Origin of the sequence: Haloferax sp. AB510 (assembly GCF_024136985.1) — an archaeon.
Taxonomy (GTDB): Archaea; Halobacteriota; Halobacteria; order Halobacteriales; family Haloferacaceae; genus Haloferax.
The window spans coordinates 1-25098 of sequence record NZ_JAMYJY010000051.1; the positions used below are offsets into that span (position 1 = coordinate 1).

A 25098-nucleotide genomic window follows, 5' to 3' on the forward strand; every position below is an offset into this window, starting at 1 on the left:
TTCACACCCTCAAAATGCGAGTCGACCGCTTCCATAATTCGTGGGTGGGCAGTCACGGAAGCGTCCGCGAGTGGTTCATACAATTTGCGCAATACTACAACTTTCAAAGACCGCATCAAGCGCTCGACGGACGAACACCGGTCGAGGAGGCGACTAACTAGACAGTACCCTTGGGTGAGATATCTAAAAAACATTTCAAATTGTGAATTCTGCTAGAACGTGGTTGCACTCTACCTGAGCCAACGCCGAGGCAGGTCTGGTTGACGGGGCCGCGGTCAAAATCATTGGCGAGAAGTATTGTGTATACAATACAATAAAATCGATGTATAGTTGATTCATAATATTGTATCATATAGATAAAGATCGGCCACTTTGGCTTCTGTGTTTTTGGATTAGCGTGCAGAAACTATCCTTTTGACACTACATCTCTCTTTAAATACTACAACTAGAGAATTATACTCTTTTGATTAGGATTGAATGGTTGCGTTGATCGCTTCGATCGAAATCGTATCGAAACGTCTTTTCTGTACTGCCAATATGCAGATTGAACCGTCCATAATTCGTTGGTACGCAAGTAGGAAATCGCTCACACTATTTTGTATTACTAACACAATAGTATGCCACCAACAACACATCAAACCTCGAGGCACGAACCCACCTTGGGAAGATCACTAGCTAGAAGTATCGAGTTTCAATTGTGTGTTGAAAACGACATTAACTTGTATGATTGAATAGAAAACGTGGTCGGGTTTCACATCTCTGTGCGATCCGACATTCAACCGTAGTTACACAGACCACTAGTTGTTTAACCAACCCATCTCATACTCCATTCATATTCAAAAACAGTTGCATCAGGTGCCCACGAACTCGGGGCCAACAGAGCGACATTGATCGAGGAGCAGACGTCGTCCCCAGTACAGAGGGGTGTCCAGCACACAAGCCGTTGTGGCCCCTTCTGATGCACGGGAGACGAGCGGTCTGTACCGATCGAACCTTGTCATCTACATGCTTACTCAATCATCGGCACCGAAGTCTGCATCGGAATCGTATACCGTGAACCGCGCGATACTAACGTGTTCGGACAAGACGTACGCTCCGGCAACGAGTACGACAAGTCCAACGATGAGTGCGGGGACAGCGGGGATTCCGTAACCACTTGCGAGGAAGAGCCCAGTAGCGATAGCTCCTGCCAAGACCGCGTATGGTATCTGGGTGTTGACGTGGTCAACGTGGTCACTCGCTGCGAACATCGACGAGAGTACGGTCGTATCCGAGATCGGCGAACAGTGGTCACCGAAGAGTGCCCCGGTCAGGATCGCGCCGATTGCGGATGGCAGCGGCGCACCGAGCGTGTGTGCGAGAGGAACTGCGACCGGGAACAGGATACCCATCGTCCCCCACGATGTGCCGATGGAAAACGAGATGACTACCGAGACGATGAAGACGATCGCCGGAAGCATTGCGGGGGTGATAACCCCTTCTGCGACGCTTACGATGTACGGACCGACACCCATCGACTGGGAAACTGCACCAATCGACCATGCGAGCGACAGGACGGCGACAGGGAACATCACCATCTTGAACCCCTCGAAGATTGCGTCGGAAATCGGTTCGAGACCGACGCGTGCGTGGCCAACGAGGATACTGAAAATAGTCACAACGCCTGAGAACGCTGCCCATAGAATGGCGTTCGCCGTGGATGCATTCGAAATCGAATCCACAAGTGCAGTAGTGCTTCCATCGATATTCCCGTTTGTGAGCGGGCCAAAGAAGCCACTGACGGTCAGACCGCCGGTGTACAGGAGGCTTATCGCTGTCACAACCACGAGGGAGACGATCGGCGCGGCGAAGTACCACCATCGCGGGGAGACCGAGTCAGGCGTGACAATGTCGTCTTCTTGCGTCTCGATGAGTGGGTCGGCCCCATCGCGGAGGACTTTTCCAGTACGCTCTGCACGCCGCTCAGCAGCCTGCATGGGTCCGAAGTCCCAATCTGTGATGATGACAACGAACACGAGCGCGATTGCCAACAGGCTGTAAAATCGGAACGGAATCGATTGCAAGAACATCACGAATGGATCAGCCTGAATCCCAAGTTCGGTGAACTGCTGTTTAATCAGGCCAACCTCAAATCCTAGCCACGTCGATACCACAGCGATAGACGCGGTCGGCGATGTCGTCGAATCAAGGATGTAGGCGAGTTTCTCCCGTGAGACGTCGAACTCGTCGGTGATCGGGCGCATCACCGAGCCAGTAATCATCGTGCTCGCATAGGAGTCGACGAAGATTAACATCCCGAGTATCGACGTTCCCAACTCGGCCTGTTTTCGGGTCTGAATCCGCTTGGCAATGCGGGTTGCTAGTGCGGACATGCCTCCCGAGAGGAATATCATCCCAAGCATCGCACCCACAAGGAGGGTAAACAACAGTAATTTCATGTTCCACGTCGCGGTGACGTTCGATACCACGAACTCCAACGCACGAGCACTCCCCGAAACAGGATTGTATCCGACGAGAATCGTTGCGCCGAGCCAGATTCCTGCAAACAGCGACAGCAGGACCTGTCGTGACGCTAGTGTGAGTCCAATCGCAACTAACGCTGGAAGTAAGCTTATCAAGCCGTATGCTTCTCCGGGCATGACAGAGAATAGTTCTCATAGTATCCAATAAATAGATTTCGGTTCATCATTGTCTTTCACGACGGAACGGTCGTCACATCTCGCTCCGCAACGCCCTAGACAATCTACGCGAAGGGAGAACCGGCCGTTGAACGTGAACTGAGTATCTCGTTTGCGTGAACTCCGGGGTACGGGCTACAAAATCTCGGTGTCCACGTATCCGTGACCGTCGTATCGGTGGGGATCGAATACGGCTCGGATATCTTCATCAGTCTCCTCGGCTGAGAGTGCAGCGAGTAGCTTCAGCCGGGCCTTGTGGGCAGAGAGGTTCGATTCAAAGAGGGCTCCTGCCTCCTGGAGTACCTTGGCCCCACCATCAGAACCATACACTGGAGACACGGCTCCGGTTCGACAACGGGTTGTGACGACGACCGTTACTCCCTGTTCGATTGCGGATGCAATCGCAGTCGCAACCGCCTGCGGAACGTTTCCTAATCCGAGTGCGTTTACCACGATACCGTCGACGCCTCGGTCGACTGCATTCGAAATCTGCTCGCCACCTGTGTCCGTGGAGACAGTCACCAACTCCACTGTCGCCGTTATCTCGGTCACTGGAATCGTCTTCGAGAGGCTCTCCGGCTGGCGATAAAACCAGAGACCGTCAGGCGTGCGCTCGGCGACGAGTCCATAATCACCGGATGTGTACGCGGCGAGATTGCTGCTATGTACTTTACTGACGGCTCTCGCTGCGTGTAGTTGGTCGTTGAAAAATACAAACACGCCGTCACTGACGTGACCATGCGCGACTGTTTGAAGACTCCCCTTCACGTTCGCTGGGCCATCGGGGCTAATCTGGTCGTGCGTCCGTTGAGACCCCGTGAGCACGACCGGGATATCTACGTCTAAGACGACATCAAGGAAATACGCGGTTTCTTCGATCGTATCCGTTCCGTGAAGGATGACGATACCCTCAACCTCGTGAGCGACGGTTCGAACGCGCTTTTGGAGAGCAACGAGGTCACTAATCGTCAGCTCCGAACTGGGTTCTTGTGCGACCTGTTCTACTTGAATATCGATTTCATCGACGGCAAACGGGTACGACTGGATGAGCCCTTTGACGGACTCCGTCGGCACTGCTCCATTCTCGGTCGCAGTACTCGCTATCGTTCCACCGGTGGCGATGACTCCTACAGACGGCATAGCTCTCACTTCCGGAGACATCGTGATATGAATTATGATTCAGTAAAAACCTGCTTGACGGATGGAATCATCCGTGTCTCCTCGCAACTATACCAGCTCCTGGGATTCGAGTTCGTCTTCGAAGTTCGAAACGACTCGTCGGAGAATGTCTGGGAATGTTCGGTGCAAGTCGGCGTCTTCAGTCCGGTACTCCGGACCGGAAATCGTGAACCCGCCGATGATCCCACCCGACGGGTCTTCGGCGACAACACCAGTAACGCGTTTTCCCGGTATCGACTCTCGGTCGTTGATCGCGTACCCCTGCTCTCGTACTCGTGTGAGTTCTTCGTCGAGCGCCGCTCGGGAGGTAATCGTGTGCTCTGTGAGTTCGGGGAGTCCCCACCGGTCGATAATCGAGTCGACTCGTGACTCGGGGAGTCGAGCGAGAATTGCTTTGCCGATGGCAGTCGCATGCATGTATTCGTAGTTATTGAGGCGGGAGCTCGGTGACGCGGAGCTTCCAACCGAGTTGTAGAATGTAACGATCCGACCGTTTTCCTCGACACCGAAATCAGATTCCTCGTTCGATCGCTCCGAGAGGTCGGTGACGTACTTGCCGGCGAGTTCGTACACTTTGCTTCGGTTCCGCACGTACATTCCAAGGTGATACCACCGCCCGCCAAGTTCGTACTCGCCCCCGTGTGAGACGACGTACCCGTGTTCTGACAGGGTATGGAGATGCTTGTACACTGTACTTTCGGACATTTCTAGTTCGGCACCAACCTCCGACGCTGTCGCACCGTCTAGCTGTACGAGCGCGTCAATCACCGCCAGCGATGTGTTGGTTGTCGTCAACAGTTGTGTGTCATCAGTCATTGTCTAGCACTCTCACTGAGGGATTATATGAATTATGGAACTCAGTAATCGAGTGGTACTACCCACGCTCCGAACCGGAAACCGTTTGTTCACCCGTGGGTGGGACCAGTCGATTAGTTCCATGGTTTGTGGACTCACCCGTGCTGAGCTCGCTAACGACGAGGCGTACAGCTAACCCGGACAATCGTATTCAGTATCATCCCTCATGAGCGGATCAGACACAACACAAGAGATCGGGAATCCAAAGATTACACGAATATGTGTGTAATCTATCGGGTACAGATGGTGCCGTTGCCAACTGTACACGCATTCGAAGCACGAAAGAAATTCTACGTATTATAGAATATTGTGGTCGTTCTACTGAGCAATCGAATCTAGGGGAAGCATCTCTGTTCACGCCGAACTCGTCGACCCGGTTAATGGATCACGTCGATTGACTACTGACCGTCTGTCATAGCGACACGTATATATCCTCCGTCAAACATGGTCGTTGATGTAGTATGCCAACAATAGCAGACGTTAGCGCGATTCCGACAGCCGGTGGTTTTTATTTCGATGATAAAGAGGCCATCACTCGGAACGCCACGGCAGATGGGTTCTCCTATACAGGGCAGCCAGTGACCGACGGCTTCTCACGGGTTCGGCAACCGGCCGAGGCTCTGAGTATCGTCATTGAGCTGGACAACGGGCGCTATGGAATTGGTGACTGCGCAGCAGTTCAGTATTCCGGGTTCGGTGGGCGTGACTTATTCTTCGACGCACAAACTCATGCTGACCTCGTAGAATCGACACTCTCTGATGCGCTCGTCGGTCGGGATGCGGGTAATTTCACCGACAACGTGGCAGCCATCCAAGACAGCACTGAATCAGGTGACCCACTTCACACCGCAGTTCGCTACGGATTTTCCCAGGCGCTACTTGCTGCGGCGGCAGAGGCCCATTCAACGACAATGACCGAGGTGATTCTCGACGAGTACGGCTTGTCTCAGACTCTTGAGCCGGTTCCAATTTTCACGCAGACAGGCGACAGCCGGCGTCGAAATGCGGAGAAGATGATTCTCAAAGGTGTCCCGGTACTGCCACATGGGCTTTTCAACTCGGCCGAGAAAACAGGACGCGGTGGGGAGCGGCTTTTGGAGTATCTATCGTGGTTGAGTGACCGAGTGGCGGAACTCGGTGCACCCGGATATGAGCCGGTGTTTCACGTAGACGTATACGGGACTATTGGAGAGATATTTGGTCCGCCGTACGGTCGTCCCGAGGTGGTCGAGTACTTCGCTGCGCTCCATGAAGCCGCAGCACCGTACACACTTCAGGTGGAAAGCCCGATCGAAGCCGACTCTAGAGGCGAACAGATCACCGTACTGGGGGCGCTCCGAGATGGACTCGCCGATGCAGCCGTTCCAGTTTCGATCGTCGCGGACGAGTGGTGTAACACCTATGACGATATCACCGCATTCGTCGATGCCGACGCAGTGGATGTCGTGCAGATCAAGACGCCTGATCTCGGTGAACTCACAAAGAGCATTGCTGCGGTCCAATACTGTGAGGGGACCGGCACGGATGCGTATCTCGGAGGTAGCTGTGCGGAAACCGATGTCTCCGCACGCGTCTGCACGCATGTCGCCCTCGCCACTCAGCCGATTCAACTGCTCGCTAGGCCGGGCATGGGTGTCGACGAAGCGTACATGATCGTGCAGAACGAAATGACCCGAACACTCAACCGAATCGTAACTCAGGACCAACAAGCCGCACTTCAGTAGTTTAGGCGACCAGCATCCACTTCGTCTATCTCAATCAGTGTCACATGTATTTCGTTATCTGAGCTGTGTGCCGAGTACTGTCTAGTTACGCTATTTCTGAAGGACTAGGTCGTTGAGAAAAATTGGTCGTGACGCTCGTGGGGCTCTCAACGAGTGTGTTGCGGCGGGTTTAGAAATTAGCGTGAATGCATGGTACGGTATAGGCGAGATCTGCTCGTATGTGGCCTCCAGAACACGAAGCGTTCTGCGGGTACCCTTAGTGCGTTCGAAATCTAGCTCGCGTTGAACAGCCTCACTAGGTTGTTTAGTAATTGTTGTGTGGGCTGTCTGGCATTGGTTGCAACCCACGTTAGGAAATCTTGAAGCAGTTGCTATCAACGAGATTGCTATCAAACTGATAGCAGATAATATTTCTTTCATAACACAATACTGTTGGGGGCGAAAGTAGACTCAGATTTCAAATTGTTTGGAACGAATAGTGTTGATCTAGTGACTATATTTTCTCCCGACTATAGAATGCCTTTCTCAGACGTCGTGTTTCTCGACGACTGATACATGTATTAGACCACTCTTTTCGATGTGGATTGAGTGTGACCCTGTCGGACGAAGCCAGATCAAAAGCGATCTCATATCTTCAACGTAAACTCGCCTGTACTCATAATTCGTAGAAGGTATTATAATATTGTATGTATTGGACACCTCTACCATGCTAATATGTTCAAAGTCGTGGCAAAATCAAAATAAACAAATATTAGTTTATTTTTGAGAACGTTTACTATCTATTGTATTATTACTAAGTATTTAGTTCTCTCCGGTGTCCGTGGCAATGGTTCTGATTGTTCGGGTGACAGGTGTCTCACGCCGTGAAACATCATCTCAGCCGATGACTATAATTGCGGATTAACCCCTACTGAATATATGGGTGGAAGCGCATTACGGGCGGCTGTCGACCACGGTCGACGCAGCCGGAGATTAGACGGAGTAAGTGTTTGAATGGGTACGATGGGCAGTCGACGGGTACTCGTGGTAATAACATTCTTCATCGTTTCGTTGCTTGTCGGTGTCACCGCCTTTTCAGGGGCGGCAACCGCCGACATGCCGGACGCCTCGCAGTGTAGCGCCATTTCGTGGACCAACCAGACTATTTCGGGGCAGACCTACTACGAGGTCGACAGCCTCGACAAACTCCAGTGTCTCGAGAACCAAGGACTCGGGAACAACTACGTTCTGACCGAAGACATCAACGCGAGCGAGACGAACAGTTGGAACGGCGGCGCTGGGTTCGACCCAATCGGGGACAAAAACAACGAATTCACCGGGACGTTCGACGGAAGCGGCTACACGGTTTCGGGACTCACTATCGACCGAGAAGGGACGTACTCCGTCGGTCTGTTCAGTGAGGTCGGTTCGGGAGGAACGATCACGAACGTCACTCTCGCGGGCGGGTTCGTCACCGGAACGAGAAGGGTCGGACAACTCACTGGATATAACGAGGGGACGATCGAGGACGCCCACGCCACTGGCGCGACCACCGGGCACGAGCGGGTTGGTGGCCTGGTCGGCCGGAACGATGGGACGCTTCGTCGCTCCTCCGTGAGCGGGGAGCGCACTCGTGGGACCGATTGGATTGGCGGACTGGTCGGTTTCAATCAGGGAGCGGTCAATCGCTCTTTCGCTGCAAGAACCGTCGTCGGAGAAGGGGGCGGTTTCGATGGTGCTTCTGCTGGCGGACTCGTCGGCGTCTCCACGGGAACAATAGCGGAATCCTACGCCACGGGCACGGTTACTGCGAGCTGGTACGTCGGTGGACTGCTCGGGTCGTTCCAGATGGACTCTGGAGGGATGGTTCGGCGTTCGTACGCCACCGGTGCCCTCAGCATCGACGACGAGACGCAAGGTATCGGTGGCCTCGTCGGCGGCTCCGCTGTTGAGCCTGTCACCGTGGAGCAGGCCTACTGGGACGTGGGTACGACGAACGAGGAGACTGTAAGTACGGGCGATGGATGGAACCCGATAACTGTGACCAACGTCAGCAGCTTCGGCGCGACGGCCGACACCGACCCCGCTCCCGAGATGCAGGGCACGAGCGCGGAAGCGAACATGCCCGGCCTCGATTTCACGAATACGTGGGAGACCGTCGAGAGCGAGGACACCGACGCGGCGGCGGACGGCTACCCGATACTGCGGTCGATCAACCGGGGTGACCAGCTGCGAGCGCAGGGTATCGCAAAGCCGGTGGTCGAATCCGTCACTCGAAACAGCCCGACTAACCGAGTGACTACTTCTGAGAACGTGACGTTCACCGTGCTGTTCTCGGAATCCGTCTCCGGTGTCGATGCGAGTAATTTCGCGCTAACGAGGACCGACAGTACGCCGACGGCGAACGCCGACAGCGATGTGTCTGTAGCCGGGGGTGACGTTCGTTACGTCGTCTCCGTCACTAACATCTCGACCGACGGGACCCTCCGACTCGATCTCGTTGACGACGACAGTATCACCGATAGTGACGGTAATCGATTGGTCGAAGGCGGAGAATCCGGCAGCGCCGACGGGAGTTACACGACCGGCGAGACCTTCGTCATTGATACCAGCGCACCCGTCGCCATGCCAACAAGTAATCCGAACCCGGCAGACCAGAACAGTCCGGTCTCATTCGATGGTTCAGCATCGACCGACACCGTCGGCATCACGTCCTATCTGTGGGACTTCGGTGACGGGTCGCCGACTGCGACCGGCCCAACGCCGAATCACACCTACGCCGACCCCGGTACTTACACCGTCACGCTGAACGTCTCGGATGTCGGCGGTAATACCGACACGGGTGCGCTGAACGTGACGGTCCAGAAAGTCGGTGGCGGTGGCGGCGCTACGTGGGGTAGTTCGAACGACGCACCGTCTGCGAACAACGATTCGTACAGCATTTCCGCGGAGACGCGACTCGACGTGACGACCGAGAGCGGACTCCTCGCTAACGATAGCGACCCCGACGACGCGGTGGACTCCCTCTCGGTGTCGGTCGTGAGCGACCCAATGAACGGTGTGCTCGACCTCGCTTCGGACGGGTCGTTCACCTACACGCCAACCGACGGGTTCACCGGAAGGGACTCGTTCACGTATGAGGTGAGCGACGAAGACGGTGAGACGGACGAGGCGACGGTCACACTTACTGTCCAACGAACCGGCGATAGCGAACGCACGATACTCGAGAACGCGTCTGCAATTCGACAACGGTTCGGCGTGCCTGCGAACGCGACGCCGACGTACGCCGAGCGAGTGTCGCTTCCGACAAATCAGTCCGGACCTGTCTCGGTGAATTTCACGCAGAACACGACCGTGTCTCGGATTCAATTCGGAGCCGATGCGGAGGTCCGAGGCAACTTCACTGTGGTCGAATTTGCCACGAGTGAATCAGTACCCAAGGCCCTCCCCGGACAGTCGCTCGTCGCATTCCAGCTAACCGGGTCGCCACCGGCCGAAAACGCGTCTGCAACCGTTCAACTACAGCTCCCGCGGGCAGATGTGCGGACCGCGGGCGCGGCTGCAACCGCCATCCGAGTCGCTCATCACGCCAACGGGACTTGGCGTCTGTTGAATACGACTGTCGTGAACCAGACGAATCGCACAGTCACGGTCGAAGCCACGACGACTGGGTTCTCTCCGTTTTCAGCCACGCTTGTCGGTACACCCGAGGCAACGCTCTCGTCGATGCCGACAACGGTCGCGGTCGGTGAAGCGTTCGCGCTCGACGCGACCGAGTCGTCGACGCCGTACGGAGCACTCGTCAGGTACGAGTGGTCGGTGGCTGGACGTCAGCAGTCTGGTGAGACTGTGACGATGGTCCTCGACCAACCGGGCACGTACCCAGTCGAGTTGACGGTGACCAACGACGCGGGTCAAACAGCGAACGTCACCGAGACCGTAGTTGTCGAAGCGTCGGAAGCGGCGGGAGCCTCGACGCCGACAGATGTCGTCACATCCGAGAACGTGCAAGGTGCAGCTAGTGATAATTCAACGGAGACTCCGTTCTCGACCGACGTAGATAGTCCCGGATTTGGTCTCGTCGGTGCGGTGGTGGCGATACTGCTCACAGTCATCGCAGTACGACGCCAGTGAGCACATTCAAATGGAGATTCCGGACTACAGTGTGAACGGCCTCCGAGGTGGATAGTTGCGGTGATATAACCACCAACTGGACATGGCTGGAGGAGTCGTCTTTTCTACGAGACGGGACGAACACAACTGCTATGGATTACTCGGCCCTCGGCCGGGACACGACGCTGTTTTGAAGAGTACTGCAATACTGGTGCGGTCTTACCTTGAACACGGCGTACCGCCTCGCTCTCGTCATCATAATCACTCACCTCACGACCCAATTCGGAACGCCGATCTCCTCGTCGACCACGACTGAGTTGCGACACGCTCGAAGGTTGAATAGTGACCGGTCCGTCTGTGTGGGTATGGCCAAGCGATTCGTTCAAGCCCGTCCGAAGCGTGACCGACTGTCTGACCTCCGAACTCGACTCGAAAGCGGCGAGATCGAAGCGTTGGAGCCGTTCGGCCGCGCGATGGCGAAGGCGCTGGAGAACGCACGATTCGATTCGACGAGCGGAGAGGCAGTCTGGGTCGAAGAGGACTACTGCTCCCCACCGCTGGCGATGGAACGGGTCGAGGTTCTCGACGACTACTTCACAGACATCACCGTCGTCGAGGAGGACATTGACGAAGCCGCCGGCTGGCGGCGAATCGACGACCTGCCGGGGTTGTGGGAGCAGCTACCCGAGCAGGCGTGACGTGTCGAATCGAGTCGCCGGGCTTCGACGTGCTCCTTTTTCGCCTGTTGCGTGACAGACTGTCGAACCCCTGTGGCCGTGGCTTTTACCCGCGTCGAGACGCCACCACCGCTATGGAACTTCAGATTGCCGGGCTGGAGGACCTCGAGGAGCGAGTCGGGAACGCACTCACCCGAATCGGTGAACTGCAGGCGGGTACCCGTGTTCAGTCGGACGCCCTCTTCTCGCAGTCGTTCATGCGCGACCACACCGAGTTCGACTCGTTCGACGCGTTCTGTACCCAGAGTCCGTGGGCGTTCGACGACATCGACGACGCACAGGACATCTCGCGTGACCGTCTCAACGAGTATACCGCCGCCAGGACTGATTTCGAGACGTGGGAGGAGATGAAGACCCAGGCCGCAGAGGAAGAGATTATCGACCAACTCGTCTCCTGACTACTCCACGACTCAATCGTGATGCCGACTTTTCGGAGTGAGACGCCGCTCTCCCCGATGAACCGGTGGTGATTCCGCTTCCGACGATACTCGTGATCATCGTTCGGGTATCTCGACCGGTGATGAGCAATCTTCTGGATAACTAATGCAGTCATCGCGGGACTGAATCCAGCCGTCCGCGACGCGGGACTCTCGTCGTGATGTGTTTCGGACGACGACGAGCTAATCGTTACGGTGGTCGTACTTTGGCGCTCGCTCGAAACGAACGGTGACACAGTACCTCCCGAGCATTTGTATTGTGTAATTATAGAAATGTTAGTGTCGAAGATCGGCGACAGAACATAGGTAACAAATTTAGATAATCTGAATAATCTATATTATTTAAAATACTATTGCTAGTAAGTGGGTATTTTTTCTATATTGTGCTCATAAGCGTTCCTCTATTGAAACACAGAACATATGTGTGTTCGTTATTCCACCCAATCCTATATTAGTAGTGCCAATTTATAACATTATAACCGAAGGTGTACCCCGTCGCAGTAACTCCGCCTCGGCGTTCCTATCCATGTCAGTCGTTGACGGGCTCAACACTCTGAACCGGTCGGCTCTGTTTCCGGGGAGTTCGTTTGCCGAGTTCGCCGCCCGCGACCATCAGCGCCGCGAGCATCACTAGCCCCCGACGAGGAGGATGGTCAGCACGTCCGGGTCTTGGAAGTTCTGCGCGCCGACGACTAACGCGGCGGAGATGTTCCGCTGTGCCGTCCCGAGCCCCAACACCGACTTGCGACCGGTTTCCGCGCCGCCGAGGAGGTAGCCGATGGCGAACGCGCCGGCGACGAACACCAGCAGCGCGAGTATCACGCCCGTCCCGAGGACGGCCAACAGGTCTGGAAATTCAACACCAGCCTTCCAGCCGGACCGTAGACGGGTTGAGGCTTCGGCGAGGCAGGCGACCACCTGCATCACTAAGAGAGACAAAAGAAATTCTCCGATTACTCGGCGTTGAGCGCTTTCACCAAGCTGTTTGGTACTGGGTACATCGGCTGGCCGACAGCGGACACAACCCGCCTGAGGCGACGCCGTCGGCGGATCCGACACGCTGTCAACCAGCCGATGTACCCACTGGAAAATCGCTTGAAACGAGCGTTCTACGCCGAGGAGACAGAGAATCGCTTCTGTCTCTCTGAGCGACAGACCGGCAGCGTGGAGTCGGACGGCGAACGCCCTAACGGGCGTCCTCAGAACGCTTCGCGTTCTGATGGGCTGCACGAGAGCTTTGCTCTCGTGAACGTCCCCAGAAACCTCTGGTTTCTGGTGTGCGAACGAGACGCAAAGCGTCTCGTCAACGTCGCCGTCTGCTCCCTCTGCCAACATTCAAGCGTAGCAGTGTCTAAACTCTCTTTGAGCAGGTTTGAGAGTAGCATAGATCACTAACTCTTCGACCTGCTCATTCCTTATCTAGACAGTGCCTTCTAACGGTTACTATATCTTTGGGGATTACTCATTGCTGTAGTCCAACCGGTCTGGATCGGCTACCTGCCCTTGTGTAGAGAGGGGGAAGGGACAGTGAAGTACGCTTTCTGCGTTACAGTCGTATCTTTGTAACGGGAGGGGAAGAGATAGTGAAGTACGCTTTCTGCGTTACAATCCTGTCCTTGTAACGGGAGTGGAAGAGACAGTGAAGCACTCTTTCTGCGTTACAATCGTATCTTTGTAACGGGAGCCGTGATCGAATGACTGTCTTCCAGCCTCTCTAATAAAAATGACTCGCCGATTCTACTCGGTTTCATCCAAAAGAGATTCAAGATCTCTGCAGCAAAGGCAACTATTTATAATGTATGTTTGGTCTTTGGTCCTATATTTACTTCTTTTGCAACTGACCGGAGGTACTATCCCTTGAATGGGATATTGGGTCAGACGGTGCACTGTTTTATCAGATGAAACATAACGCGAGTGAGTCTGTGATACCGGCTGCACCTCATTACTGCGTCTCTGCGCAGTTTCGTAACCACCTCTAACCGTGCCTCTCAATATCTACTTCCTTCGACTGGTCCTTCTTCGAATCGACCCGAAGAACGAGAGAACCTCAACTAGTCACCTAAGACTGGTTCATGAATCCCGAGTACGCCCCCTCCTGCGTAGATTGGTAGATTCCGGAGTCGTGGCGACATCCTTGGCACTTTCTTGATAGTGTGACACGGGTCTGTTTACCAGAGCAAAACAGGTGCGAATTATCCTGCTTCTCTGTGGCGCATGTAAACGTATACCACGATGTATTTCGACAGACAAAACAGTTATACACCAGAGAAGACTAACGCTGCTTATGAAGAACGCGTCCGGCAAACCGGTGAACGCAATCCAAACCACGATGGCAATCCTCAAAACACTCGAAGATATGGGCCGTGCGGGCGTTACGGAGATTACAAACGAGGTGCCGGCTTCCAAAACGACCGTCTATAACCATCTAACCACACTTCGTCAAGCCGGTTACGTGGTTAAGGGGGATCGAGATCAATACCAAATCGGGCTTCGATTCCTCGAAACTGCTCGGGCCGCAAAGCGTCGGTATCCGATTCGAGATGTAGTCGAAAAAGAACTGGAGAACCTAGCCGATCAAACCGGAGAAATCGCACACTTCGGTGTAGCCGAGAATGGTCTGGCCTACAATCTCACAGCTAAATACGGCGGTAAAGCCGTTCAGACGCCGTTCTATGAGGGATATCGTACACCAATGCACGTAACAGCGGCTGGGAAGGCGATTCTTGCGGCCAGGACGGATGAAGAGGTTGAAACCTACATTGACGAGTATGGGCTCCAACCTCAAACTGAGAACAGCATCACGAATCGAGACGATTTATTAGAAGAGATCAGGTCGGTCCGAGAACAAGGCGTTGCGTTCAATCGCGAAGAAAATATCTTGGGTCTCGTGGGTGTTGCAGTGGCCCTTACCGGAACTGGTGATAACGTCGCGGGAGCGCTATGCATCCTCGGCCCAGCTAGCCGCATGTCGCAGTCGGAACTGCAGGAGGAGTACCCCGAACTGCTTAAACGGAGCGCTAATATTATCGAGCTAAATAGCACAGAAATCTAGTCGCTCTTCTATCTCTAGTCTGCTGGGGTTCAGATACCCAGTATCGCCTTGGGATTAGTGACAGATAGTGTCCTGAATTCCTCCGGCGAGAGACCCTCATCCAGCAGGTTGGAACGAAGCAACTCGAGGGCCTCCGAAGATGTCGGGTTTCCTGGTTGCCCAACATCCGAAGACACGACACAATTATCGATACCGACGGCTCGGAGGCTGTTATAGAACTCTTCTGGTGACAGCCAGTGGACCTTCGGACCTAATGCCGCAGAGGGGAGATTCATGTAGGCACCCATGCTCACCAGTTCGCTTTGCTGGTCGTGATCGAAGTCTGTGATGAAGAAGTTCGGATGATCAATGACCATCTTGTCGTGTCCGAGCTCGTCGGCATACTGCACCATCTTTCGCGTCTCCTCAAAGGTGAGGTGACCGATGAATAGTGCCACATCGTGGTCGACGATTTTCTCGATGCAGAGACGCACATTATCCTTGAGTTCTCCGTTTCCAGTAAGTGCATAGAGGCCTGTCTTCCCGTCGTATTCGGGGCCAATATTGTCCGTACCGCCGCCAATGAGTGATGCATAATTCCCGACCCCCTCCGTTTTCTCACCGTGATTGCGAGCATCAATAGTTGGTGCCCAGATCACTTTCGCGCCATAATCGATAGCTGTCTCGACCATGAATGGGTTGAAGCCACCGTTGCAGTAGTTAAGGACAACGCTACCAACCGGCAGAATGTCTAGTCCATCCCGTTCGAGTAACCGCTCTACGAAGGGGACACCATATACAGTCGGGATGAAGTGCTCTTTAAATACGACTGCGTCCATCCCTGCCTCTGCTGCCTCACGAGCGTACTCATAGGCGTCGACACGGCGTTTGAACGGAGACGGTCCACAGTGGCCGTGCAGATCCACTACATTCTCTAGACTGCTTTGCTCAGTCATACCTCAGTTGAGTGGGACCATCATATATAAATCCTCGTCACCGGACCCCTCAGAAGCCGATTCTACCCCTCTGAGACGGATTACGACCCAAGTATGGATGGTGAACGGCGACGCACCCAACTGGTCAACTCGAGTTGTGATGACCACAACTCTTAATTAGTGGCTTGTGCAACCGACAAGTCGGTATGGTCAAAGAATACCAAGAGGAAGAGATACCAGCCGTGTACAATCTCGACGAGATACCGCCCTACAACATCCGCCAGGGAGTGGATTTACACATCTTCCGTGGGGTGGATACTCTGCTAAGCACGGCAACCATTGAACCCGATACCGAGCTGGAAACGAATCCTCACAGTCATCCTTGGGAGCAGATTGTCTACATTATCCAGGGATCTGTATATTACAACGTGGGCGATGAGCGTATCCACGTCTCCGAGGGAGATATGTTCCTGATCCCTCCTGACGTGGAGCACTACGCCGAACAGGACCCTGAATGTGAGGAAACGGTCATCAACCTGGACGTCTTCCCGATGCGGGAAGATTATGCGGAACACACGGACTACCAGCGAGAATTCGTAACTACCAACGACTGAAGCAATCCCACTACCGATAGGGCAGAAACAGTTCGACCAGGCGTTTCGAAGCGGGGGCCGCCAGCGTCCGCCCCGAACTTCCACCCATCATCCGGAGGATGTTTCCTGTATCTGTAATGGTATGCGGCTTCCACTCTCTGGCTCAAAGTGGATATGCACTGTAAGCCAGTCTGGACCAGTTTGATCCCCTTCCCGATCACGTCGCGGTGGAGAACCACTATCACGAAATCTCTCATCGGTGGTCGGAATGGGTGGTAAAGAAATGAACGAGTTGTTCGCCGAACGGCCCGCCTCGGTTGGGACGTTCTTCAAGAGTAATTCCGCAATGGTCGCCGAGGCACTTGGTCACACGCCACTAGACTTTTTGCTCATTGATCGCCAGCACGCGTCCCCCGATCTTGAGACGATGGAGTCCGTGATTCGAGCAGGCGAACTGAATTCGCTTCCATCCGTCGTTCGGATTGATAAAGCGAATCAAGGTCTGTTCGTCAATATCCTTGACCTAGGAGCTCAGGGGCTGATGATTCCGCAGACGAACACAGCGGACGAGATAACCGAGATCGCCGACGCGATTCGATACCAGGGAAACCGGAGCTATGCCATGTCAACCCGTGCGGGCCGATTTGGAAACCGAGACCGAGAAGAGTACCTAGAGTGGGTGAATAATGATCTGGTATTACTCCCACAGATCGAGTCCCCGGCGGGCGTGAAGAATGTCGAGGAGATCGCATCGGTCGATGCAGTTACAAGCATTATGGTCGGACCGGCCGACTTGGCACTTTCGCACGACCTTCCCATCGGTGATGAGACGGTTGATGAAATGGTGGACGAAATCTTTGAGCGAGTCGCACCTCTCGACTGTGGCCTTGGGATGTACGCGGGAACCCCGGAAGACCTTAATCGATATCGGAGTGAGACTGAATTCCTCATCTTCGGGTCGGATGTCGGTACACTCACATCGCGCTATAGCGATACTCTGGAGTGAACCACCAGCCACCTGACTTGGTTTGAGGGTCTTTGAGAATGGCACAGCGACAACCGAATCTAGTGACTCCTTGCATCTATACCATCCGTCGGAACGGTCACTCTCCGTGGCCACCTATATTGTCATAATTATATAGAAAACTTATTATGGAATGTGAACAATTGACACCCTGTACATATGCGAGACCGACAGCGAGACCGACAGCAAGACCGTAGAGCGTTCCTCAAAGCGGCGTCAGCGGGAGTCGCCGGCATGGCCGGACTTGCGGGCTGTGTAGGCGGCGGTGACGGGAACGGAGACAGTGACAGCAATGGCGGAAACAACGATGACAGCGGTAGCGGCGATGGAGGAGGCAACCAGCAAAGCACTACGATCTCACTTGGCCTAGGTGCTCAGGGCACCGTTAGTGCGACGACCGGCCAGGCCCTCCAGTCCGTTGTAAGCAACGTCGGCGAGTCAGTTGAGCTGACGGGACAAACAACGGCGGGCTTCCCGCCGAACGTGTTCCTCTTCAACGACAACCAAATTGATGGCTACACGTCGGCATCGTACGTTCACTGGCTATCCCACAACGATCTTGGGGCATTCGCTGAGCGGAGTGTCGATAATTTAGGACAGCAAGGGTTCACTCTGGCGCTCATCCAGATGCATATCCTCGCCGTAGAAGGAAGCGGCATTGAAACGTATGATGACCTCGCAGGCGAGGACGTCTGGCTCTTCCCACCAGCGTGGGGGATGCATGACCTTACCAAACGGCTGTTCAAGAAGGTCGGCCTATGGAGTGAGATGGAGAGCAACGTCTCCCCTATCGGTATTGGCGACGTCGCAGGTGCTGTAGAGGAAGGCCGAGTGAAGGCTATCGCGGCATTCGGCCTGAATCGCAACAGTATGGGTGGACTCTACCTAGACATCCTTTCGCGAGCCGAATTTAATTTGGTAGAGATGTCGGACGAGTTCAAAGCGGCCGTAGAGGAGCAGCCGGGGACCATTTACGAAACCGTCGAGTCCGAGGCGCTCTACGGAGATACAGACGAGACTCTAGATGCAGACGAGATTGGCGTTTACAACTACGACGTCAATCTCTATTTCAGTGGCGACATCCCTGCAGCACCCGTAAAGGAACTCTGCCAAATCTCCCACAACAACATGGAGGCGCTCAAAGAAGCCGAGCCACGGTACTTGGACCATGGCAGCATCGAGAACATGACAATCGGTATCACCGACGCCGAACCGGTCCATCAGGGCGCGGCCGCGTTCTTCAAAGAGAACGACGAATGGAAGGACAGTTGGGAGGAAGGATAACTTGATCCAGAGAGTCCAACAGCGTATGCGGCGAACACTGAGGAAACGAGTCCAAATCTAAATTATGGTCCAATCCCACGAAACGCTATGAACATCTCCGAATCAAGCCGGAACATCCTCGGTCGACTCTCACTACCGTATACGGTGGTATTCTGGGCCATCGTAACCTGGTACACGATAACACTCGGGATATCCCGCCCGAAGTTTGGTGTTGTCATCCTCGGTGCCTCAGTTGTCGCGTATACACTGTCTCAGATGCGTGATACCATGGCTGATGAGAACTATCTCGAGACCGGACTACTGCTCTTTATCCTTGGGTATACGGTCCTAATGACTGGGTACATTCTCGCGATCTTCGATACATTGTTCTTCGTCAGAGTGGGATACGCACTCTGGTATGAGTACCTCATGGCTGCCCTCATGATACTCATCATCATTTACCTGACCTACCGCGAGTTCGGATTAGCGTTTACCGGGGTCGTCTTCGGGGTTATCATCTACGCTCGCTGGGGGAACTACTTCCCAGGGCTCCTCAACCACGGCGGGTTCTCCTGGGAGCGCATCATCCTCGCGAGCAGCCTTGACTTCGCGGGTATCTATGGATCGCTCACCCAGCTCGTGGCGGCCTGGATTGCCATGCTGATGCTCTTTGCAGGGTTGTTCCGGGCCTACGGTGCCTTCGATGTCATCAAGCGAATCGCGGCGCGGGCGCGGACGTACTCGAGATCTGGCGCGGCCCAGTCAGCCGTTATCGCGAGCCTTATCATCGGGATGATTACTGGTGCGGCGATTGCAAACGCGGCGATGACGGGATCGTTCACCATCCCACTCATGAAGAAAGACGGTATCAAAGCAAAGACTGCAGCCGGGGTTGAGGCTGTTGCGTCAGCCGGCGGGCAAATCATGCCGCCAGTGATGGCCGCGACCGCGTTCGTCATGGCTGCGCTACTCTCTATTTCCTATGTCGAAGTGCTCGTGGCAGGGCTCGTTCCCGCACTCGTGTTCTATGTTTCCGTCGCCTCAGGCGTTCACTATCGCGCAATTTCACAGCGGGAGACGCCAGAAGATGTCGATCAGATCGAGGATGAGCCCGACCACCCGCTCTTCAATCAAGAACTCAAAACGCGTCGCGACCTATTTGCGGATGCTATCAAATTCGGAACCCCGTTCCTTATCCTGATCTGGGCGCTCGGCATCGCTCGGCTTACTGTCTCCACCGCTGGGCTGTACGCGTCGATTGCGATGGTCGTCTTCGGTGTCGGGGTTCCAGTCGTACAAAGCGCACTTGAAGGGAACGGTCTCAAAGGGCCGTTTCTGAAAGGCCTCCAGCAGACCATCGATGGGCTGGAGTACGGACTCAGACTCTTCGCCCCGATTATGATTATCGTCGCTGTTGTCAATGGCATCGTTGACTTGCTTAACGCGACCGGGATGCCCGGTGTCTTCTCACTTTACATCCTCCAACTCGCCGGAGGTATCATGTTATTCGGCATTGTGCTCGCGATGCTCATCTGTATCATCCTCGGGATGGGGATGCCGACGGTTGCAGCGTACACGATCGTTGCCCTACTCGTCGCCCCAACGCTGACTGGCGAGTACGGCATCCCTGTCCTTGCGGCCCACTTCTTCGTCTTCTACTCGGCGATGCTGTCGGGCATCACACCACCAATAGCGATGAACGTCATCGTTACGACCGGCATCGCGGAGTCCGACTTTTGGGCCAGCGCCTTCGAGGCGGTTCGCATTGCTATCACGCTGTTCGTCCTGCCGTTCGCGTTCGTCTACAACCCTGAGATAATCACGGAGCCATTTGCAGTGCAGACGCTGTACTCGTCGGTACTCCTGATGGTCGGAGCCATCTGCTTAGTCCATGCACTGAACTACAACGTCAACGAGATGAATCGGCTGTTCAGCTACGCGCTCAGGGGTATCTACGCTGCTCTTGGCATCATCGCAATGGTGTACCCAGGTGAAATCGTCAGAACCGCTGCTGCCGTTGGGTTCGTGATTTTGTTGTTCGGTCAACGAGCCAAGTGGGGTATTCATCAGCCGCGACCAAGACTCGTTGAGAGGCCGCAAGTACGCGAGTGAAGGCTGTCTGAAGAAGCGACTGGCCTTCTCACGCTTCGATTAATCGGCTCTCAGAAATTACTCATTCTATCCCGGTTGTAGATATCGACCGAATTGAGCGAGATTGGTGAGCGCTGCTTCGCCGCGGTCACCACCAGATCAGCTACCTCTTCCGGCTCTATCGCTTCTTCGTGGCTGTACTCCTCGCGGAATGTAGAATCCTCAGTCTCGAAATTCGTTCGAACAGCAGACGGGTTCACTAAGGTTACTCCGAGTCCCTCCTTGCCAAATCTCCCAGCGACGCTCAGAGCAAACCCCTTCACCCACCATTTCGTGGCGGCGTAGACCGGAAATTGCGGCCGCGGATAGTTCCCGGCGAAACTACCGATGTAGATGACACTTCCGTCCGTTTTGAGCAGGTGCGGAATAGCGAACTTCGTGGCGTAGAACACACCGTTGACGTTGACACCGGTAACTGTCTCGTAGACCTCAAGGGGCATCTCTGCTACTGTTCCATCACCGGCTGTCCCCGCGTTATTGACTAAGATATCGAGCGATCCTAGCTCTTCAACGGTGGTCTCAACCAGCGCTTCGACGGCCGCCGGCTCACTTACATCCGTTGCGACGGCCAATGCTTCAGTTTCGTATTCTTCTCGTATCTCGCGAGCATAGTCAGCTATTGTCTCTTCACTTCTAGCGGCGAGAACGACAGCAGCACCTTCGGCGGCTAACGCCTCGCTCGTTGCTTGTCCGATGCCGCTGCTCGCGCCAGTAACGACTGCGACGGCTCCTGTGAGATCGGTCGACATGCACCCCTGTGTGGGGGATGATACCATATCAAATTGACGATAGGCGAGGACCGGGTAGCTTGAGCAGGCGACTCACGCTACTGAGGAGAGGGTTGAAGTAGTGATAGTGAGTTATGATCACATGGACCATGAAGAGTGGCGTGCTGGACAAGAATCGGTCACTATCCAGACGGACTACCATGAGTTCGATGTCGCATACTACGTAGACGGGTCAGGCACTACACCGACGGTGTTTTTACATGGCATTCCCACGTGGGGATTCCTGTTTCGAGATGTATTCGATGCGGCTCAACATGCAATCGTGCCTGATCTGCCCGGATACGGGTACACCCTTCACAACCAACCTGGCGGATACGATCGGTCGGTTCGTGCCGAAGCCGAGTATCTGCTGGCATTCCTTGACGAGCTCGGATACGACTCGGTTCAACTCGTGGGTCACGATATTGGCGGAAGTGTCGCGCTACGATTGGCAACGTTGACCGACTGTGTTAGCCGGCTTGTGTTGTCGAACGCACCGATATTCGATACATGGCCCATTGAGGCTATCGCCACACTTGGCCTGCCTAAGAAGGGTAAGAACATGACCTACAAGGATGTAGACTCGACGCTCCGCTCGTTGTTCACAGGCGGGCTATACAACCAGGACCGTGCCACCGAAACATTTCTCGATGGGATGGTTGCCCCGTTCCTTGAACGCGACGTATCTGATCTTTCACGGAACGCAGTATCGACGAATACAAATCACACTCTAGAACTGGTCCCTCACCACTCGAAGATCACGGCACCAACCCTCCTCCTTTGGGGAGTTCCGGGGAGTGGACAGCACATCGGATATGCTGACCAATTCGCCGAATCAGTAGAGACCGCAGAGAAGCGCTATCTCTCAGATTCGTACCACTGGGTGATGCAGGAACGCCCAGAGGCATATCGGGAGGCGCTTGTCGCGTTTCTTGACTGAACCACTCGATACCTCATCTCATCTTCATCATGGTAACGCAACCCAAGACTATTCATAGTCCTGTCCAATAGGAGTACTATGGGTATCCCTGACGAGTTGGACGCTCTGCTTAGCGAGAAACCGATGGGTCACATTGCTAGTGTCAAGCCGGACGGCCAGCCACACCTCGTGCCGGTCTGGATTGGGTATGATGGCGAGCACTTCCTTGTTGCTGGTCGCCCGAATAAACAGCGCCATACAAACGTGAAACATGAACCGCGGGTCGCATTGACCGTTATAGATCTCTCGAACCCCTACTCGCGGTCGTTCTCGATACAGGGAGAAACAGAGTCGCTCACCCCGGATGGGGCTCTGGAGTTCCTTAACCAGATGTCCAGACAGTACTTCGACATCGACGAGCACCCTATCACTGATTCTGATCGGCTCTTGATGCGGATTCGCCCGACTAAAATAATCGACACGTCCGTCGACTTCGATATGGCTGAAACGGAATCGTCGTAGAATACGAAGCTTCCCACTTATTCTCTGATAACAGGGCGAGGGTAGTAGCTTCGAGGACAGAGCCGCTGAACTACCAATCGCGAACCGGATTTGGTCATAGCCGATGCTTGACCGAAATGTTTAATTGATTCGCCGCTCAGCCTACCGTATGCGAGAGATTGACAAGGCTATCGTTAGTTGTGCACTCACGGGTTCGATCCATGTACCCTCAATGTCTCCCCACCTCCCTATCACTCCTGACGAAATTGCAGAAGAGGGGATAGCTGCTGCAGAAGCTGGAGCCAGTATCATTCATATTCATGTTCGAAACCCTGAAACTGGTGAACCCTCCTCGGACCTCGACCTCTTCCGACAAGTGGCAGAGAAGATCAAATCTCAGTGCAACGCTATCGTGCAACCGACTACTGGGGGGGCAATTACGATGTCGGTTAATGAACGTGCGGCAGTAGTCCCTGAACTAGAACCCGAGATGGCCTCCTGTAATATGGGATCGATAAATTTCGGGCTCTACCCGATCCTCGATGCTGTCGATGAATTTGAGATGGATTGGGAGGTAGACTATCTGGAAAGTACTCGGGATACGATTTTCCCGAATACATTCGAAGACATCGAACGCCTCATTGAGCTCTTTGACGGGGCCGGGACGAAACCCGAACTTGAGTGCTATGATGTCGGGCATCTCTATAATGCCAAGCACTTCGTTGATCGCGGTATTATCGAGACACCAATTCATCTTCAATTCGTTCTTGGAATTCACGGAGGAGTCGCGGCTCGTACAAAACACCTCCAGCACATGATCGGCACTGCTGAGGACCTCTTCGAGGATGACTATTCGTTCTCTGTGGTCGGTGCTGGTCGGATGCAGTTCCCCCTCTGTTGTCATAGCGTTGTAAATGGGGGTCACGCGCGCGTTGGTTTAGAAGATAATCTCTACCTCCGCCGAGGAGAGCTCGCAAAAAGCAACGCCGAGCAAGTAGAGAAAATGGTCGAACAAATTTCCGAGATAACTGGACGGAATATCGCTACTCCTGAAGAGACACGTGATTTCCTCGGTCTCAAGGGCCAAGACGCAGTCAACTTCTGACCACCAGCTTCAATACTGCAGCTCTTTTACTATCTCCCGGCCCCGTTCGAGCTAAAACATACGATGAAGGTGAATACAGAATATTTGTTTCGCTCTTCTGTAGGAGATTGTTGATACAGTTCAGCTGTTGCTCTGGAATCGAAGCGGGCAAGGACACCGCGCTAGCGGTCTCGCGAGAAGAGCTTCGAGTTCCGAGACCAGGATCCCAATCGCGTACGTATAAGAGATAGCCTCAGCTCCGCACCCAGTCTGTCGAAACCAATTCGGAGGCGAATGAACCGACGAAACACCGAGAAACGTCGCTGCAGGGGGAAACAGATAGAAGCCTTCAGCGGGCTGAACTGATCTCGCCTAACGCCTCTGGATTCTCTATACTACTCATGTCTCCGAGGTCTTTTCCCTGGTAAATAGAGGAAATTGCACGACGGATAATCTTTCCAGACTGCGTCTTCGGAAACTCCGAGACGAAGAAGAGTTCCCGCGGGCGGAATGGTTTCCCGTGTTCTTCGCCCACGAGGGCACGTAGTTCGTCGCGCAAGTCCTCGCTCTCGTCAACGCCGTCTTCGAGAACGACGTAGGTGACGACAGCGGTTCCCGTCGTGTCGTCAGGGACTCCGACAGCGGCGGCCTGATTCACTGCATCGTGCTCAATGAGAACGCTTTCTATCTCGGCAGGGCCGACTTTCCGCCCGGCGACGTTCAACGCATCGTCGGCCCGGCCGTGGAGGAACCAGAGTCCATCTTCGTCTTTCTGTGCCCAGTCGCCGTGGTCCCAGAGACCGTCCCACGTCGACCAGTACTCCTCGAGGTAGCGGTCGTCTCCCGACCACAGTGATTTCGTCATCGACGGACACGAGTCGCGTGCGACGAGGTAGCCGCGTTCGTGAGTCTCTGCGATGCTATCGCCGTCAGCGTCTACGATGTCGATATCCATCCCGAGGCCAGGACCACCGAGACTGCACGGCTTGAGCGGCTGGATGGGCATCGGCATGAGGAAACAGCCGCAGATTTCGGTGCCACCGGAGATGTTGATGATGGGTGCTTCGCCGCCACCGACGTTCTCGTAGAACCACATCCACGACTCGGGGTCCCACGGTTCGCCGGTCG

At 54.5% G+C, this 25098-nt stretch carries 19 protein-coding genes and 4 pseudogenes; 14 read left to right on the forward strand and 9 right to left on the reverse strand.

Annotated features, from left to right (window positions below; translation table 11 throughout):
• Positions 1 to 161, forward strand: a 161-nt coding sequence (locus NKF06_RS11180) for an integrase core domain-containing protein (protein WP_253245438.1), incomplete at its 5' end; no start/stop codon positions are given.
• A gap of 852 nt (positions 162 to 1013) precedes the next feature.
• On the opposite strand, the gene NKF06_RS11185 is transcribed toward NKF06_RS11180, so the two are convergent.
• The 3 genes from NKF06_RS11185 to NKF06_RS11195 all read right to left on the reverse strand — a co-directional run bounded on the left by NKF06_RS11185 (position 1014) and on the right by NKF06_RS11195 (position 4673).
• Positions 1014 to 2639 (reverse strand): Na+/H+ antiporter NhaC family protein, encoded by a 1626-nt coding sequence (locus NKF06_RS11185; protein ID WP_253245419.1) that lies wholly within the window; start codon positions 2637 to 2639, stop codon positions 1014 to 1016.
• A gap of 174 nt (positions 2640 to 2813) precedes the next feature.
• Positions 2814 to 3818, reverse strand: a complete 1005-nt coding sequence (locus NKF06_RS11190) for an asparaginase (RefSeq protein ID WP_253245420.1) — start codon at positions 3816 to 3818, stop codon at positions 2814 to 2816.
• 87 nt (positions 3819 to 3905) lie between these two features.
• Positions 3906 to 4673, reverse strand: a complete 768-nt coding sequence (locus NKF06_RS11195) for an IclR family transcriptional regulator (protein ID WP_253245421.1) — start codon at positions 4671 to 4673, stop codon at positions 3906 to 3908.
• 500 nt (positions 4674 to 5173) lie between these two features.
• On the opposite strand from NKF06_RS11195, the gene NKF06_RS11200 reads away from it, so the two are divergent.
• From NKF06_RS11200 to NKF06_RS11215, 4 genes are all read left to right on the forward strand, one after another.
• Complete coding sequence (locus NKF06_RS11200) at positions 5174 to 6436, forward strand: methylaspartate ammonia-lyase (protein ID WP_253245422.1); 1263 nt, start codon at positions 5174 to 5176, stop codon at positions 6434 to 6436.
• Between the two features lie 1023 nt (positions 6437 to 7459).
• Complete coding sequence (locus NKF06_RS11205) at positions 7460 to 10549, forward strand: PKD domain-containing protein (protein ID WP_253245423.1); 3090 nt, start codon at positions 7460 to 7462, stop codon at positions 10547 to 10549.
• 344 nt (positions 10550 to 10893) lie between these two features.
• Positions 10894 to 11226 (forward strand): hypothetical protein, encoded by a 333-nt coding sequence (locus tag NKF06_RS11210; RefSeq protein ID WP_253245424.1) that lies wholly within the window; start codon positions 10894 to 10896, stop codon positions 11224 to 11226.
• Positions 11227 to 11339: 113 nt separating this feature from the next.
• Positions 11340 to 11663, forward strand: coding sequence for a hypothetical protein (locus NKF06_RS11215; protein ID WP_253245425.1), 324 nt, complete (start codon positions 11340 to 11342; stop codon positions 11661 to 11663).
• A 669-nt stretch (positions 11664 to 12332) separates the two neighbouring features.
• Here NKF06_RS11215 and NKF06_RS11220 read toward each other — a convergent pair.
• Positions 12333 to 12506 (reverse strand): hypothetical protein, encoded by a 174-nt coding sequence (locus NKF06_RS11220; protein WP_253245426.1) that lies wholly within the window; start codon positions 12504 to 12506, stop codon positions 12333 to 12335.
• 106 nt (positions 12507 to 12612) lie between these two features.
• Here NKF06_RS11220 and NKF06_RS11225 point away from each other — a divergent pair.
• Positions 12613 to 12745: pseudogene (locus tag NKF06_RS11225) on the forward strand (IS6 family transposase); the annotation flags it as partial.
• On the opposite strand, the pseudogene NKF06_RS11230 reads toward NKF06_RS11225, so the two are convergent.
• Positions 12732 to 12932 (reverse strand): annotated as a pseudogene (locus NKF06_RS11230) (IS6 family transposase); the annotation flags it as partial. The pseudogenes NKF06_RS11225 and NKF06_RS11230 overlap by 14 nt on opposite strands.
• 47 nt (positions 12933 to 12979) lie before the next feature.
• Positions 12980 to 13087, reverse strand: a pseudogene (locus NKF06_RS11235) (IS6 family transposase); the annotation flags it as partial.
• Between the two features lie 899 nt (positions 13088 to 13986).
• On the opposite strand from NKF06_RS11235, the gene NKF06_RS11240 reads away from it, so the two are divergent.
• Positions 13987 to 14754 carry an IclR family transcriptional regulator gene (locus tag NKF06_RS11240; protein WP_253245427.1) on the forward strand — a complete coding sequence of 256 codons (768 nt, stop codon included), beginning with the start codon at positions 13987 to 13989 and terminating at the stop codon, positions 14752 to 14754.
• 29 nt (positions 14755 to 14783) lie between these two features.
• Here NKF06_RS11240 and NKF06_RS11245 read toward each other — a convergent pair whose 3' ends face one another.
• Positions 14784 to 15689 carry a DUF6282 family protein gene (locus tag NKF06_RS11245; RefSeq protein WP_253245428.1) on the reverse strand — a complete coding sequence of 302 codons (906 nt, stop codon included), beginning with the start codon at positions 15687 to 15689 and terminating at the stop codon, positions 14784 to 14786.
• A 185-nt stretch (positions 15690 to 15874) separates the two neighbouring features.
• Here NKF06_RS11245 and NKF06_RS11250 point away from each other — a divergent pair, with 185 nt between their 5' ends.
• The 4 genes from NKF06_RS11250 to NKF06_RS11265 all read left to right on the forward strand — a co-directional run bounded on the left by NKF06_RS11250 (position 15875) and on the right by NKF06_RS11265 (position 20660).
• Positions 15875 to 16282 carry an AraC family ligand binding domain-containing protein gene (locus tag NKF06_RS11250; protein ID WP_253245429.1) on the forward strand — a complete coding sequence of 136 codons (408 nt, stop codon included), beginning with the start codon at positions 15875 to 15877 and terminating at the stop codon, positions 16280 to 16282.
• Between the two features lie 262 nt (positions 16283 to 16544).
• On the forward strand, positions 16545 to 17267 hold the full coding sequence (locus NKF06_RS11255) for an aldolase/citrate lyase family protein (protein WP_253245430.1): 723 nt from the start codon (positions 16545 to 16547) through the stop codon (positions 17265 to 17267).
• Between the two features lie 252 nt (positions 17268 to 17519).
• Positions 17520 to 18569 (forward strand): TAXI family TRAP transporter solute-binding subunit, encoded by a 1050-nt coding sequence (locus NKF06_RS11260; RefSeq protein WP_253245431.1) that lies wholly within the window; start codon positions 17520 to 17522, stop codon positions 18567 to 18569.
• An 87-nt stretch (positions 18570 to 18656) separates the two neighbouring features.
• Positions 18657 to 20660, forward strand: a complete 2004-nt coding sequence (locus NKF06_RS11265) for a TRAP transporter fused permease subunit (protein ID WP_253245432.1) — start codon at positions 18657 to 18659, stop codon at positions 20658 to 20660.
• A gap of 50 nt (positions 20661 to 20710) precedes the next feature.
• Here the strand turns inward: NKF06_RS11265 and NKF06_RS11270 are convergent, their stop codons facing one another.
• On the reverse strand, positions 20711 to 21448 hold the full coding sequence (locus tag NKF06_RS11270; RefSeq protein ID WP_253245433.1) for an SDR family oxidoreductase: 738 nt from the start codon (positions 21446 to 21448) through the stop codon (positions 20711 to 20713).
• Between the two features lie 121 nt (positions 21449 to 21569).
• On the opposite strand from NKF06_RS11270, the gene NKF06_RS11275 reads away from it, so the two are divergent.
• From NKF06_RS11275 to NKF06_RS11285, 3 genes are all read left to right on the forward strand, one after another.
• Positions 21570 to 22406, forward strand: coding sequence for an alpha/beta hydrolase (locus NKF06_RS11275; RefSeq protein ID WP_253245434.1), 837 nt, complete (start codon positions 21570 to 21572; stop codon positions 22404 to 22406).
• 78 nt (positions 22407 to 22484) lie between these two features.
• Positions 22485 to 22907, forward strand: a complete 423-nt coding sequence (locus tag NKF06_RS11280) for a TIGR03618 family F420-dependent PPOX class oxidoreductase (protein WP_253245435.1) — start codon at positions 22485 to 22487, stop codon at positions 22905 to 22907.
• Positions 22908 to 23055: 148 nt separating this feature from the next.
• Positions 23056 to 23991, forward strand: a complete 936-nt coding sequence (locus NKF06_RS11285; RefSeq protein WP_253245436.1) for a 3-keto-5-aminohexanoate cleavage protein — start codon at positions 23056 to 23058, stop codon at positions 23989 to 23991.
• Between the two features lie 328 nt (positions 23992 to 24319).
• Here NKF06_RS11285 and NKF06_RS11290 read toward each other — a convergent pair.
• Positions 24320 to 25098: pseudogene (locus tag NKF06_RS11290) on the reverse strand (AMP-binding protein); the annotation flags it as partial.